This window comes from Streptomyces regalis, from assembly GCF_001509475.1.
GTDB classification, from domain to species: domain Bacteria; phylum Actinomycetota; class Actinomycetes; order Streptomycetales; family Streptomycetaceae; genus Streptomyces; species Streptomyces regalis.
On record NZ_LLZG01000415.1, the window covers coordinates 25,767 to 38,690 of the forward strand.

The 12,924-nt window shown below is 70.3% G+C and carries 17 protein-coding genes; 5 read left to right on the top strand and 12 right to left on the bottom strand.

The window, feature by feature from the left end; translation table 11 throughout:
- Positions 1-5: 5 nt before the first annotated feature.
- The 9 genes from ADL12_RS47235 to ADL12_RS47275 all read right to left on the bottom strand — a co-directional run bounded on the left by ADL12_RS47235 (position 6) and on the right by ADL12_RS47275 (position 6,666).
- Entirely contained in the window at positions 6-329 is a 324-nt protein-coding gene (locus tag ADL12_RS47235; RefSeq protein ID WP_062715235.1) for a TcmI family type II polyketide cyclase, read from the bottom strand.
- Complete coding sequence (locus ADL12_RS47240; RefSeq protein ID WP_062715237.1) at positions 314-772, bottom strand: SRPBCC family protein; 459 nt, start codon at positions 770-772, stop codon at positions 314-316. Before ADL12_RS47240 ends, ADL12_RS47235 begins: the two co-directional genes overlap by 16 nt.
- 1 nt (position 773) lies before the next feature.
- Positions 774-1,040, bottom strand: coding sequence for an acyl carrier protein (locus tag ADL12_RS47245; RefSeq protein WP_062715238.1), 267 nt, complete (start codon positions 1,038-1,040; stop codon positions 774-776).
- 19 nt (positions 1,041-1,059) lie between these two features.
- Complete coding sequence (locus ADL12_RS47250; protein WP_062715240.1) at positions 1,060-2,313, bottom strand: ketosynthase chain-length factor; 1,254 nt, start codon at positions 2,311-2,313, stop codon at positions 1,060-1,062.
- On the bottom strand, positions 2,310-3,578 hold the full coding sequence (locus ADL12_RS47255) for a beta-ketoacyl-[acyl-carrier-protein] synthase family protein (RefSeq protein WP_062715242.1): 1,269 nt from the start codon (positions 3,576-3,578) through the stop codon (positions 2,310-2,312). The genes ADL12_RS47250 and ADL12_RS47255 overlap by 4 nt, the downstream gene beginning before the upstream one ends.
- Positions 3,575-4,039, bottom strand: a complete 465-nt coding sequence (locus ADL12_RS47260; protein ID WP_062715244.1) for a cupin domain-containing protein — start codon at positions 4,037-4,039, stop codon at positions 3,575-3,577. The genes ADL12_RS47255 and ADL12_RS47260 overlap by 4 nt, the downstream gene beginning before the upstream one ends.
- A gap of 49 nt (positions 4,040-4,088) precedes the next feature.
- A complete protein-coding gene (locus ADL12_RS47265) occupies positions 4,089-5,198 on the bottom strand; it encodes a SchA/CurD-like domain-containing protein (protein ID WP_062715246.1) in 1,110 nt (369 codons plus the stop codon).
- Positions 5,199-6,025: 827 nt separating this feature from the next.
- Positions 6,026-6,319, bottom strand: a complete 294-nt coding sequence (locus ADL12_RS47270; RefSeq protein WP_062715249.1) for an MTH1187 family thiamine-binding protein — start codon at positions 6,317-6,319, stop codon at positions 6,026-6,028.
- Positions 6,316-6,666, bottom strand: coding sequence for a DUF3817 domain-containing protein (locus tag ADL12_RS47275; protein WP_062715251.1), 351 nt, complete (start codon positions 6,664-6,666; stop codon positions 6,316-6,318). Before ADL12_RS47275 ends, ADL12_RS47270 begins: the two co-directional genes overlap by 4 nt.
- Before the next feature lie 238 nt (positions 6,667-6,904).
- Between ADL12_RS47275 and ADL12_RS47280 the strand changes: the two genes are divergently transcribed.
- The 4 genes from ADL12_RS47280 to ADL12_RS47295 all read left to right on the top strand — a co-directional run bounded on the left by ADL12_RS47280 (position 6,905) and on the right by ADL12_RS47295 (position 9,582).
- A complete protein-coding gene (locus ADL12_RS47280; RefSeq protein WP_062715266.1) occupies positions 6,905-7,537 on the top strand; it encodes an AIM24 family protein in 633 nt (210 codons plus the stop codon).
- A gap of 1 nt (position 7,538) precedes the next feature.
- The gene (locus ADL12_RS47285) at positions 7,539-8,189 is read left to right on the top strand and encodes an AIM24 family protein (RefSeq protein ID WP_062715253.1); all 651 of its coding nucleotides are present in this window, start codon (positions 7,539-7,541) and stop codon (positions 8,187-8,189) included.
- A complete protein-coding gene (locus tag ADL12_RS47290) occupies positions 8,186-9,004 on the top strand; it encodes an AIM24 family protein (RefSeq protein ID WP_062715255.1) in 819 nt (272 codons plus the stop codon). The genes ADL12_RS47285 and ADL12_RS47290 overlap by 4 nt, the downstream gene beginning before the upstream one ends.
- 101 nt (positions 9,005-9,105) lie before the next feature.
- Positions 9,106-9,582: a MarR family winged helix-turn-helix transcriptional regulator gene (locus tag ADL12_RS47295; protein ID WP_062715256.1), complete on the top strand. Its 477-nt coding sequence runs from the start codon at positions 9,106-9,108 to the stop codon at positions 9,580-9,582.
- 37 nt (positions 9,583-9,619) lie between these two features.
- Here ADL12_RS47295 and ADL12_RS47300 read toward each other — a convergent pair whose 3' ends face one another.
- Complete coding sequence (locus ADL12_RS47300; RefSeq protein WP_062715257.1) at positions 9,620-11,050, bottom strand: sensor histidine kinase; 1,431 nt, start codon at positions 11,048-11,050, stop codon at positions 9,620-9,622.
- Positions 11,047-11,724, bottom strand: coding sequence for a response regulator transcription factor (locus ADL12_RS47305; protein ID WP_062715258.1), 678 nt, complete (start codon positions 11,722-11,724; stop codon positions 11,047-11,049). The genes ADL12_RS47300 and ADL12_RS47305 overlap by 4 nt, the downstream gene beginning before the upstream one ends.
- Positions 11,725-11,849: 125 nt before the next feature.
- On the opposite strand from ADL12_RS47305, the gene ADL12_RS47310 reads away from it, so the two are divergent.
- Complete coding sequence (locus ADL12_RS47310; RefSeq protein ID WP_062715259.1) at positions 11,850-12,461, top strand: PepSY domain-containing protein; 612 nt, start codon at positions 11,850-11,852, stop codon at positions 12,459-12,461.
- A 2-nt stretch (positions 12,462-12,463) separates the two neighbouring features.
- Here the strand turns inward: ADL12_RS47310 and ADL12_RS47315 are convergent, their stop codons facing one another.
- Positions 12,464-12,787: an MFS transporter gene (locus tag ADL12_RS47315; RefSeq protein ID WP_062715260.1), complete on the bottom strand. Its 324-nt coding sequence runs from the start codon at positions 12,785-12,787 to the stop codon at positions 12,464-12,466.
- Positions 12,788-12,924 lie beyond the last annotated feature (137 nt).

The window sequence follows — 12,924 nt, forward strand, 5'->3', positions numbered from 1 at the left end:
TGTGGTCAGTCCCTCTGCCAGTGGTAGAAGCGCCGCGCCATCGCGTCCTTCGGACTCCGCCAGGTCTGCGGGTCGTACGGGCTGACGAACGCTTCGAGCCTCCTGCTGATGTCGACGAACTCGGGGTGCCCGGCCACCTTCGCGATGGCGGGACCCGGGTCCTGCTCGGCTTCGATGAAGTGCATGTACACATCGCCGAACTGGAACAGGGAGCGCTGGGTCACCCCGACGAGGTGCGGGAGTTCGCCGCGGTCGGAGGCGGCGAAGACGTCGGCGATGTCCGGTGCCGACTGCGGGGCCATCCTGGCGACGATCAGGGCGTGGTGCACGAGACCTCCTCGATACGGTCGCGGATGAGGGCCATCTGGATGGGCGAGTTGCGGTTGATGTTGTCGGTCATCCAGGCGTCGTCGACCGGGGCGTCGGGCTTCATGGCGAAGTCCTGCGTCCAGTGCATCCGGGTGCCGTCGGGGGTCTCCTCGTACTCCCACACGATGTTCATGTACGCGAAGGGGCCGGTCTCGACCCTGCGGGCACGGACGATGAGCTTCTCGCGGTCGGCGGTCCGTTCCGAGACCCAGCTCCACACCTTGCCGGTCTCGTCGGGGTGCATGGTCAGGCGGAAGGTCACCGTGTCGCCCTCGCGGGAGAGCACCTCGCAGGACGCGTACTCGCTGAACAGCTGGGGCCATCTGTCCAGGTCGTTCGTCATGTCCCAGACGAGGTCGACGGGTGCGGCGATGGTGATCTCGTTCTCCGTGTGTCCGGCCACCTCAGGCTCCCGTCGTGAGTGCGACGTTGACGAGGTCGAGGAAGGCGCGGGGGCTCTTGCACCGCTCCGCGTCGTTGGGGAGCGCCCGGCCGTGCCGGTTCTCCAGCTCGCCCACGATGCCGAGGAGGCCGAGCGAGTCCAGCCCGAACTCGGCGAAGGTGGAGTCCGCCCGCCTTTCGAGCTCGCCGGGGTCGACGGTCACGCCGGCGGCGGTCTTCATCAGCGTGGCCAGTTCCTCGACGGTCACTTGGGTCACTTCAGTGGTCATACGGGTTCTCCTTGTCGTTCTATACGGCGGATCCGGGGCCGTGGCGTAGCACCAGCGCCGCATTGGAGCCCATGAGTCCCCGGCTGAGGATCAGGGCCGTGTGGAGCTCGGCCGGGCGCGCCGTGGCGGTCACCAGGTCGATGTCGTGGCAGACGTCGAAGACGTTCGGGGTCGGCGGTATCTGCCCGTGCTCCATGGCCTGCACCGCGGCCACGATGTCCAGCAGGGGTGCCCCGCAGTAGGACCGCCCGATGCCGGTCTTGGGGGCCGTGACGGGCACCCGGCTGCCGTGCGGGCCGAGGGCGTCGGCGAGGGCGAGGGCCTCGGCGCGGTCCGCCTCCGGGACGCCCAGCGCGTCGGCGAAGACCACGTCGATCTCCTCCGGTGCGCAGCCGGCCTCGTCGAGGGCGCCGCGGATGGCGTGCGCGAGCCCTTCCCGTGACTGCTCCCAGTGCGAGGCGCCGGTGAAGGTGGCGGAGTGTCCCGCCACGATGGCCCGGACGACCGCGGCCCGCCGCTGTGCCCGTTCCAGGTCCTCCACGATCAGCACGGCACCGCCCTCTGCGGGTACGAAGCCGCAGGCCGCCGGGGTGAAGGGACGGTAGGCGCGGGTCGGGTCCTCGACGGTGCTGAGCTCGGGGTACCCGAGCTGGCAGACCCCGGAGTACGGGGCGAGTGGCGCCTCGGCCGCCCCGACCACGATCACGTCCGTGCCCCGGTCCACGGCCCGGGCGGCGTGCGCGACGGCGTCCAGACCGCCCGCCTCGTCGCTGGCCACCACCCCGCAGGGGCCCTTGAAGCCGCTGCGGATGGATATCTGGCCGGTGCTGGCCGCGTAGAACCAGGCGATGGACTGGTAGGGCCCGACGAACCGGGACCCCTGTCCCCACAGCTTCTGCAGTTCCCGCTGGCCGAACTCGCCGCCGCCGGAGCCGGCCGCGGTGACCACACCGACGGAGTACGGCGAGTCGGCGGCGGTGCTGCTCAGCCCCGCGTCCTGCAGGGCGGCGTCGGCGGCGGCCAGGGCGAAGTGGGTGAACTTGTCGGTCTGGACGAGGAAGGTCTCCTCGATGAGCGCCGAGGCGTCGAATCCGCGGACCTCGCCGGCGACGCGGAGCGGAAGGTGCTCGCAGCCCTCCCGGGTTATCCGGTCCAGGACACTCGTGCCGTCCTTGACGGACTTCCAGTAGGTGTCCGCGTTGAGGCCGTTGGGCGCGACCACGCCGATCCCTGTGACGGCGGTGTGCCGGGGGCGTATACCACTACCACTCATTTCGTCCTCCCGCCCGGACCCGTCAGGAGCACCGCGGACTGGAAACCGCCGAAGCCGCTGCCCACGGAGAGCACGTTGTCGAGCCTGCGCGGGCGGGCGGTGCGCGGTACGTAGTCCAGGTCGCACTCGGGGTCCGGGGTCTCGTAGTTCGCCGTGGGCGGCACCACCTGCCGGGCCAGGGCGAGCACACAGGCGACGACCTCGATCGCGCCGATCGCCCCGAGCGAGTGGCCCACCATGGACTTGATCGAGCTCATGGGTGTGTCGTAGGCGTGGGAGCCCAGGGACTTCTTGACCGCGGCGGTCTCGTGGCGGTCGTTCTGGCGGGTGCCCGAGCCGTGCGCGTTGACGTAGTCGATGTCCGTGGGGTCCACGCGCGCGTGGTCGAGCGCGGCGTCGATGGCCCGGGCCATCTCCAGTCCCTCACTGGTCAGCCCGGTCATGTGGTAGGCGTTGCCGAAGGTGGCGTAGCCGCCTATCTCGCAGTACACGTGCGCGCCGCGCGCACGGGCGTGCTCCAGTTCCTCCAGTACGAGGACGGCGGCGCCCTCGCCCATGACGAATCCGTCGCGGTGGGCATCGAAGGGCCGAGAGGCGTGCGCCGGGTCGTCGTTGTTGGGGGAGGTGGCCTTGATGGCGTCGAAGCAGGCCATGGTGATCGGGGAGATCGGTGAGTCCGACGCCCCGGTGATGCAGATGTCGGCGCGGCCCTCCTCGATGGTGTGGAAGGCGTAGCCCACGGCGTCGAGCCCGGAGGTGCAGCCGGTGGACACGGTCTGCACGGGCCCTTGGGCGCCGAACCGTTCCGCGACGTCCGACGCGAGCGTGCTGGGCGAGAAGGCCCGGTGCAGGTACGGGTTCGCGGCGCGGTGGTCGACGTCCCAGCGCTGCCCGCCTTCGCTGACCTGGACGTAGTCGTGCTCCAGCCGGGTCGTGCCGCCCACCGCGCTGCCCAGGGACACGGCCACGCGCCAGGGGTCCTCCGCGCCGAAGTCGACTCCGCTGTCGGTCACGGCCTCCGTCGCGGCGGCGACGGCGAACTGTATGTACCGGTCGGCGCGTTCGACCAGTTCGGGTTCGAGCCCGTGGGCGAGCGGATCGAAGTCGCACTCGGCGGCTATGCGGGAGCGCAGCCCCTCGGGGTCGAACAGGGTGATGCCTCGTGTCGCGGTACGGCCGCCCGAGAGGAGGTCCCAGAACGCGGGTACTCCTATGCCTCCCGGAGCGACCACGCCTATGCCGGTGACCGCCACCTGCCGGGTCACGAGAGGACCCCGCGTCGGTCGGGCCGCCCGCTCTCCTCCTGGACGAGCGGGTACGGCTTGAGGTCGTCGCTGATCTCCGGGGCCTCCGTGTCGACATGGCCGAGGCTGGGCTTCGGGGCCAGCGGGCTCAGGTGGAAGACCATCCGGGCTTCCTCGTCACCGACGTTGCGGAAGCGGTGCCGCATGTCGATGGGGATCATGAGGCCCTGGTCGGCACGGAGAGAAAACGTTTCGCCGTCCAGGTCGACCTCCAGCCTGCCCTCGACGACGTACACGAACTCCTCGGAGTACGGGTGGTAGTGCTCGCTGATGCGTTCGCCGGGCCGCATGATGGCGAGGCCCATGAACCCGCTCGTGGCTCCCACCGTGACCGGGGTGAGCAGGGTGCGCAGGTCGCCACCACGCTTGCGGTTGGGCTCGATCTCGTTCACGTCCACGACGCGCGGGCGCATCTTCTCCATGGTCTGTCTCCAGGTCGGTCGGTGGGGAGTTGGTCCCTGCGCTGTGCCGTCAGGACTGCGCAGCCCTGCGGTCGGTGATCAGCGCCATGTCGGCGTGCGCCAGGAGGCGGGTCGCCTCCCGTTCGCCCGTGGGCGGTCGTGCCACGCCGAGTGCGCCACCGTCGAGCAGACGCGCCAGTACGGCGGCCTTGCGCGGGCCGTGGACGCCGAGCGCCCTGACCGGATCGGTCTCGGGGTCACCGCGTACGTCGATGAGGCGGACGACGATGTCCTCCCGCTGGAAGACGGTGCTGCGGTGCACGGGGCCGGCCCGGTCGGCCGCCGCGGTCTCGTCCTGCCGGGAGAGCAGCCGGGCCAGCGCCATCCCACAGCCCGCACGGGCCGGGTAGTACAGGGCGTGCCGGGTGAGGTCGTCCGGTTCCGGTCCGCCGCGTGCCACATGGTGGACGGCCGGCATGGCGGCGCGGGCGAAGAAGGCCCGCGCGGACTCGGGGTCGGACAGGTCCCGGTGCTGCTCCAGATGCGGGTTGAGGGCCTCCTCGACGGCCCGCACCTCGGGCTGGCGCGAGACGTGGCGCAGCGCCGCCATCAGGTCGCCCTCCACCTCGACGGTGCGCACGACCCGGTTGCCGTGGATGAACAGGGTGGTGCGGCGCAGCCGCGTGGAGTCGTCGACGCGGGCCTGGGGCGGCGCGTAGCCGGCGAGGATCTCCGTGACCTTGGACTCGGAGCCGGGCTTGACGGTGAAGGTCAGGGCGTGGCGCGTCACACCGTCGCCCACTCGTACGGCCGTCTGGAGTCCGCCGGGGTCGGGGCGGCCGCGGCCAGTCTCACGGACGACGCCGTAACGCATCGACCTCAGCTCACGGACGCAGCTCTGCAGGGGCCTGACCGTCTCGAGATGCTCTTCACTGTTCACCCAGGCGAGGTACGGCGGGGCGGTGGCCCATTCGCTCGTGATGACCCACTGGGACGGGTTCTCCAGGGACTGGCACAACTGGTCACCGAGGTGACCGGGAACCGACGCGACTCGGTCACGCATGTGCTCGTACGCGTCGAGGAACTCTTGCTGGGCGCCTTCGTGGAGATCGACGAGCAGGATGACGCGCATCCTGGAACCGTCGAATGCCGACTGGGATGTGTGGGGCGAAGTGGTCATCCGGCGGACCCTTCCTTCGCGGAAGCAAGCGGCGGCCGTCCGTGTTCACCTGCGCGAACGCGAGTTTCGGCCCTGAGCCTTCATCGTGGGTCAGGGCTACGGGGACCGCGAGCCGCGCGGGCCAATTGAGGGAACTGCCCGCGCGTGCGTGCCCGCTGGCTGCCGACACCACGTCAGGCGGGTACCGGGGCGAACTCGAAGAGGCAGGTCCCGATGCGCCGTTCGGGCGGACGCGGGTGGCCGCCCGCTCCGGCTGGGCCGTGTCCTCACATTCCCCTCGTCCGCCCGGAGGGCGGGCCCGGCGGCGTCATGGGGGTGCCCCCGCGCGAGCCGGGCGAAGCTCCGTTCGCGGGGGGGGGGAGCCACGTGGGCGGTTCGGCAACGCAACTGGGGGTGCCCCCCCCTTTGGGGGCGTGCGTGCCAGGCGCCGCGGGGCACGCGGGAATCTGACGACAGGGCCCAAGGCTCTGCGGTCGGCCGGTTCGGTGTCCCGGGGCACGGCATGTGGCGTCCCCGGAGCGCGGGTTGAGGGCGGACGAGTTCCGCCTGCGAGGGGGAGGTCCGCCGACTCGCGCGGACCTTCAGGGCAGCGGCTGTGAAGCGTGCGCCGTCCGGGAAGAGGGGCACGCCCCGCGCATGGGCTCACGGCGTGACGGCCTCGCTCCCGCGCACAGCGACGATCCGAGTCACCCTCGCAGGGAGCTCATGCACCCGGCCGCGCTCGAAGAGCGAGCTGAAGTTCCCCTGCGTCACTCGGGCTGGACACCACAGCGCTCCGTGGCATCGACGTACTGCTCCCGTATCCCGATGCCACGGAGCGCCGCCGGCTATTCGGCGAGGTGCCGCTCCACCGTCTCCACCTTGGAGGTGAGGCCGTCCGTCACGCCCGGGCGGATGTCCGCCTTGAGGACCAGCGACACCCGCGGCGCCCGCGCCTCGACGGCCGCCACGGCGCGCTTGACGACGTCCATGACCTCGTCCCACTCGCCCTCGACGGAGGTGAACATCGCGTCGGTGCGGTTGGGCAGGCCCGACTCGCGCACCACGCGGACGGCGTCGGCGACGTACTCCCCCACGTCCTCGCCGACGCCGAGCGGCGTCACGGAAAAGGCGACGATCATGCGTTGACGATGCCTTCCTTGCGGGCGCGCTCCGCGATCACCGCGTCCTCACTGGCCCGGCGCAGGCTGCGCTCGGCGATGAAGCCGCCGCCCGGGATGATCGAGTACGCGAAGTAGAGGGCACCCGTCTTGAGGTCCCACTTGGTGCGGTTCCAGGCGTCCAGCCAGAAGATCACGTAGAGGATGAAGAGCACGCCGTGGATCGGCCCGAGAACCGGGGCCGCGTTGAAGCCGGAAGCAACGGTGTACTTGATGATCGTGCAGGCTGCGAGCACGATCCAGGAGATGCCCTCCGGTACGGAGACCAAGCGCAGGCGGCGGATGGCGGAGGCGGTCTTGAGGTCCACGGGTCACCTTCGGTGGGAGAGACGTCGGTCGGCTCGGGATTGCTTGTGAACGCAAGCACAAACGCTCACCCATTGTGGCAAACGCCGGACACCGGATCGGGCCCGGGGTCGGGGTCGGGGTCGGTCCCGAGGGGGTGACAACGCCTCACCGTGCCGCCCTCAGGGTGCCGTCAGGGGTGAAGTCCACCTACGGGATCTGTTGGCGGCAGGCAGCGGCGGCTACCTTCGCTGCGTGGCGATGTTCCGACTGCAAGGAAGCAAGGTGCTCGCCGTCGACATGACCGGGGACGCCGTGAAGGCGAAGAACGGCTCCATGGTCGCGTACGACGGACAGATGGCCTTCAAGAAGATGAGCGGTGGCGGTGAGGGCATCCGGGGCATGGTGACCCGGCGCCTGACCGGTGAGCAGATGACGGTGATGGAGGTGAAGGGGCACGGGACGTGCTGGTTCGCGGACCGGGCCTCCGAGATCAACCTCGTGAACCTCCAGGGCGACAAGCTCTACGTCGAGTCGAGCAATCTGCTCGCGACCGACGCGGGGCTGCGGACCGGCACGTCCTTCACGGGCATGCGCGGCGCCTCGCAGGGCAACGGGCTGTTCACGACCACCGTCGAGGGGCACGGACAGGCGGCGATCATGTCGGACGGGCCCGCGGTGGTGCTGCGGGTCAGCTCGCAGTATCCGCTGACCGTCGACCCGGGGGCGTATGTGGCCCATCAGGGGAATCTGCGGCAGTCCTTCCAGTCCGGTGTGACCTTCCGCACACTCATGGGCGAAGGCGGCGGCGAGGCCTTCCAGATCCGGTTCGAGGGGGACGGGCTGGTGTACGTACAGCCGAGCGAGCGGAACACGATCGCGGGGGACGTCTGAGATGGCCTTCCGCGAGATCAACTCCAAGATGATCGAGGCGACCGTCGTCCCCGGTCAGCGGCTGTTCAGCCAGCGCGGCGCGATGCTCGCCTACAAGGGCGAGGTGTCCTTCACCCCCAACATGGCCGGCGGCCAGGGCGGGATCATGTCGATGATCGGGCGCCGGGTGGCGAACGAGGACACCCCGCTGATGTCCGTCGAGGGCAGCGGGTCCGTCCTCTTCGGGCACGGCGGCCACCACGTCCAGGTGATCAACCTCTCCGGCGACACCCTGTGCGTCGAGGCGGACCGCCTCCTCGCCTTCGAGGGCACCCTCCAGCAGGGCACGATGTTCCTCGGCTCGCAGGGCGGCGTCATGGGCATGGTCCGCGGGCAGATCAGCGGGCAGGGGCTGTTCACGACCACCCTCAAAGGGCAGGGAGCCGTGGCCGTCATGGCGCACGGCGGCGTCTTCGAGATCCCGATCACCCCGCAGCGCCCCGTCCACGTCGACCCCCAGGCCTACGTCGCCCACCACGGCGACGTACGCAACAAGCTGTCCACCGCCCTGGGCTGGCGCGACATGGTGGGCCGCGGCTCCGGCGAGGCCTTCCAGCTGGAGCTCAGCGGCAGCGGTGCGGTGTACGTCCAGGCGTCGGAGGAGAAGCTGTGAGCCCCTACGGAACCCCCGGCGGCTACGGAGCCCCCGCCGGCCCCACGGTCTTCGACCCGGCAACGCTGCCCTCCGACGACAACGTCAACGCCTACACCTTCTGCGTGGAGCTCAAGGGGAGCCAGTGGTTCCTGCAGAAGGGGAAGATGATCGCCTACTACGGCTCGATGGAGTTCAACGGCGTCGGGCACGGCCGACTCGACCGTCTTGTCCGTACGTCCTTTCATTCGCCTCTGCACGCGAGCGACTGGGTCGTGGCGGAGGGCTCGGGCAAGATGCTGCTGGCCGACCGGGCCTTCGACGTGAACTCGTACGACCTCGAAGACGGCAACCTGACCATTCGCTCGGGCAACCTGCTCGCTTTTCAGCCAACTCTCGCGCTCAAGCAATCGATCGTGCCGGGTTTTCTGACACTCATCGGAACCGGAAAGTTCGTGGCCGCATCTAACGGTCCGGTGGTGTTCATGGAACCCCCGATCCGGGTGGACCCGCAGGCACTCGTCGGCTGGGCCGACTGCCCGTCGCCGTGCCACCACTACGACCACGGATACATGACCGGCGTGATGGGCGGTCTACGTGCACTGACAGGCCTCGGCGGGGCCTCCGGAGAGGAGCATCAGTTCGAGTTCGTCGGAGCCGGCACCGTGCTGCTCCAGTCGACCGAGACCCTCATGGCCGAGCAGGCCACGGGGGCGGTTCCACCGGACGCCGGAGTGCCGGGTTCCGGCGGGACCCACACAGGCCCTTCACAAGCGGCCGGGACACCGCGCCTTCCCGGACAGCTGGGAGACCTCCAGCGTCGCTTCGGGCTGTGAGCGGTAGTCTGCGGAGTGTGACATCGAACGTGTGCGCACACAGTCGTGTCACAGAAAACCCTCACTAGTTCGCCTTTCAACATTTTAGGTAGACTTCATTCATGGAGACCGAGACGGCCACCCGCTGGCTGAGCGATGCGGAGCAGTGCGCCTGGCGCACCCACCTGGAGGTCAACAGGCTGTTGACGTACCAGCTCGAAAGGGACCTGCAGCCGTTCGGCCTGACAATGAACGACTACGAGATCCTGGTGAATCTCTCCGAGTCGGAGGACGTACGGATGCGGATGAGCGACCTCGCGTCGGCCACCCTCCAGTCCAAGAGCCGCCTCTCCCACCAGATCACCCGGATGGAGAACGCGAACCTGGTCCGGCGTGAGAATTGCGAGTCCGACCGTCGCGGGCTCTACGCGGTCCTCACCGAGCACGGCATGGAGACGATGAAGAAGGTCGCGCCGCACCATGTGGCGTCCGTGCGCAGGCACTTCATCGACCTGCTGCCCCCCGAGTCCCTGACGGAACTCGACAAGGCCCTCAAGCCGATCGCGGATCACCTGCGCGGTCAGCGGGGACGCCCGTGACCCGGGCGGACCCGGCGGGCACCGGCCGACCCGGCGTCTACTGAGCCTGCGGCAGGCGGAGCTCGAACAGGGCTCCGCCCGCCGACGCCCGGCCCACGGTGAGCGAGCCACCGTGCCGTACGGCCACGTCGCGGGCGATGGCCAGGCCCAGCCCGGCGCCGCCGTCGTCGCGGCTGCGGGCCTCGTCGAGCCGGACGAACCGCTCGAAGATCCGCTCCCGGTCGGCCTCGGCCACCCCGTCCCCGTCGTCCGCGACGGCCACGACGGCCCACGCCCCGCCCTTCCTGACCGTCACGGTGACCGCCGAGCGGGCGTGCCGCTGGGCGTTGTCCAGCAGGTTGGTGAGCACCCGCCCGATCTGCCCGCGCGACCCGGCCACCGTCACGACCTGCGCGTCCACCGTCACGCCCGCCCGCCCCTCGGCCTCCCCCCGGGCCACCGCGCCGAGGTCGAACCGCGTGTCAGCGGGCCGCTCCCCCGCGTCCAGGCGGGCCAGCAGCAGCAGGTCGGCGGCCAGGCCCTGCAGTCGTACGGTGTCCTCCACGGCGCCGTCGAGATCGAGCAACTCGGGGTGCGCGGCGCCCACTTCGAGCTGGGTGCGCAGGGACGCGATCGGGCTGCGCAGCTCGTGCGAGGCGTCGGCGACGAAGCGGCGCTGGCGTTCCACCGAGGTCTGCAGGGCGGCCAGCGTCTCGTTCGTGGTCAGCGCGAGGTGGGCGACCTCGTCGTGCGTGTCCGGCACCGGCACGCGGCGTGCGAGGTCCTCGGAGGCGGTGATCGCGGCCATCTCGCTGCGGATGCCCTCGACCGGGCGCAGGGCGCGCCGGGTGACCAGCCAGGTGACGGCCCCGACGACGCCGAGCAGCAGCGGGAAGCCGATCAGCATCACGGTCAACGCGGTCTTCACGGCGCCCTGTTCGGCGGAGAGAGGGGCGCCCGCGTACACGGTGAGCGTGCCCCTGCCCTCGACCTCGACGTGAACCCTGGCGAAGCGGTAGTCGTCGGTCTCGCCGTCGAGCGTGGCGGTGCCGTTCGTGAAGGTGGTGTGGTCGCTGATCTCGCCCGGGTCGAGAGATTCGAGGGCCGAGTCGTCGTCCGCGTCGTCGTCGGAGTCCTCACCGCTGTCCGCCTCACCGGGCGAGTTCTGCGCCTGCGGCCGCACGGCGTCGGTGCCCGTGCCGCTGATCCGCTCCAGGTCCTCGCTGGCCGCGAGCAGCTTGCCGTTCTCGTCGACGACCTGGACGGGTTCGTCGTTGTCCACCGACAGCGGTTGGTCCGGCCTCTTGATCGCGATGTCCGTGGCGACGGCCCTCGCGGTGCGCTCCGCCTCCGTGCCGGCCTGCCCGACCAGGTTGGCCCGGAGCGACAGCAGTACGGCGGTCCCGGCCGCGACCAGCGCCACCGCGACGACGAGGGTGGCGGCCAGCGTCGCCCGGGACCGGACGGAGCCGAAGAGGCGACCTCTCATCGCGCGGCCTCCACTCTCTCCAGGCGGTAACCGGCCCCCCGGACCGTCCGGATGAGCCCGGCGCGCAGCTTGCGCCGCAGGGTGCTGACGTAGACCTCGACGATGTTCGGATCGCCCTCGTACGCGAAGTCCCAGACGTGCTCCAGGATCTCGGCCTTGGACACCACCTCGCCGGCCCGCACCACGAGCTGCTCCAGGACGGCGAACTCCTTCGCGGTGAGGGTCACTTCGTCGTCACCGAGGAAGACGCGACGGGCGGCGGTGTCGACCTTGAGGTCCCCGTGGACGTGCACGGGCGAGGCCCCGGTGCCCTGTCCCCCGCGCCGCAGCAGCGCCTTCACGCGGGCGACGAGGACGACGTACGAGAACGGCTTGGTGAGGTAGTCGTCGGCGCCGGTGTCCAGCCCCTCGGCCTCGTCGTACTCGCCGTCCTTGGCGGTGAGCATCAGGATCGGCACGTCGTGGCCGGCGGCGCGCAGGGCGGCGCAGACGCGGTAGCCGTTCATGCCGGGCAGCATGATGTCGAGGATCACGAGGTCGTACGACCCCTCCGAGGCCCGGTACAGCCCTTCCCGGCCGTCGTGGACGACGTCCACGGCGTACCCCTCGGCCGTCAGGCCCTTGGCGAGCGACAGGGCCAGCCGCTTCTCGTCCTCCACGATCAACAGACGCATGCGTACAGCGTGGCAAAGCGAAGCTGAAGATCTCTTCAGGGGGCTTCAGGTTCCTCTCAGCGTCACTTCGGCAGATTGGTTCCCGTCGAAACGACGCGAAACGCGATTACCCGGGAGGGAACCCCATGAAGCGCAACATCGTCATCGCCACCGTCGCCGCCGCGGCACTGATCGGAGGCGGCACCGTCGCGGCCTACGCGTCCGGTGACGACAGCGCGCCCACGCAGCGTCAGTCGACCGCACGGGTCGCCGACGACCGGGACGACGACGTCACCGAGATCCGCTCGCAGGCCCGCACCGCCGAGGTCAGCGCCGCCGACGCGATCGCGGCCGCGCTGAAGCACACGCCGGGTACGGCCGTCGCCGCCGACCTGGACGACGACGGCACGGGCGCCTGGGACGTGGACGTCGTGAAGTCCGACGGCACCGAGTACACCGTCTCGGTCTCGGCCGGCACCGGCAAGGTCCTCGGTGCCCAGCGCGACGCCGATGACGACAACGACGGCCGCGAGGACCTCGCCGCGCTGAAGGGCGCGAGCGTGGATGCCCGCGAGGCCGCAGAGGCGGGCGCGGCGAAGGGCACCGTCACCGACGTCGACCTGGACGACGACGGTCCCGCGGCCTGGAGCGTGGAGACCACCAAGGGCGAGTGGAAGGTCGACCTCAAGACGGGCAAGGTCACCCAGGACCACGACGACCGGGACGGTCAGGACGACCGCGACGGCGACGACGACTGACGTCAGGCCGCACGCGCGGAATCCCGCACCTCCTCAGGGGCGCCCCCGTCACGGGTGGCGCCCCTGGCCACTGCCACGGCCGCGAGCAGCGTCACCGCACCGGTCACCGCGAAGCACCACCCCGTCGACACCCGTCCGACCAGCACTCCGGCGACCGCGGTGCCGGCCGTACTCCCGGCGTTGACGGCCGTGTTCACCCAGGCGCCGGCCTGGACCCGGGCCTCGGGTGCGGCGGCCTCGTCGGCGATGAGATACGCGGTGGTGATGGCCGGGGCCACGAAGAGCCCGGCGAAGAGCAGTTCCTCGGCGACGGCGTCCAGGGTCATTCGCAGTTCGTCAATTGGCTTGGGTTTCCTGGGCTCTGTTCGGTGTCATGGCCGCGTGGCGGATGAGTGGCGTTTGTCCGCCTGTCATGCTTTCGGGTGAGAGTTGCGGTCGAGGGGAGTGGTCGCTTCGATGACGT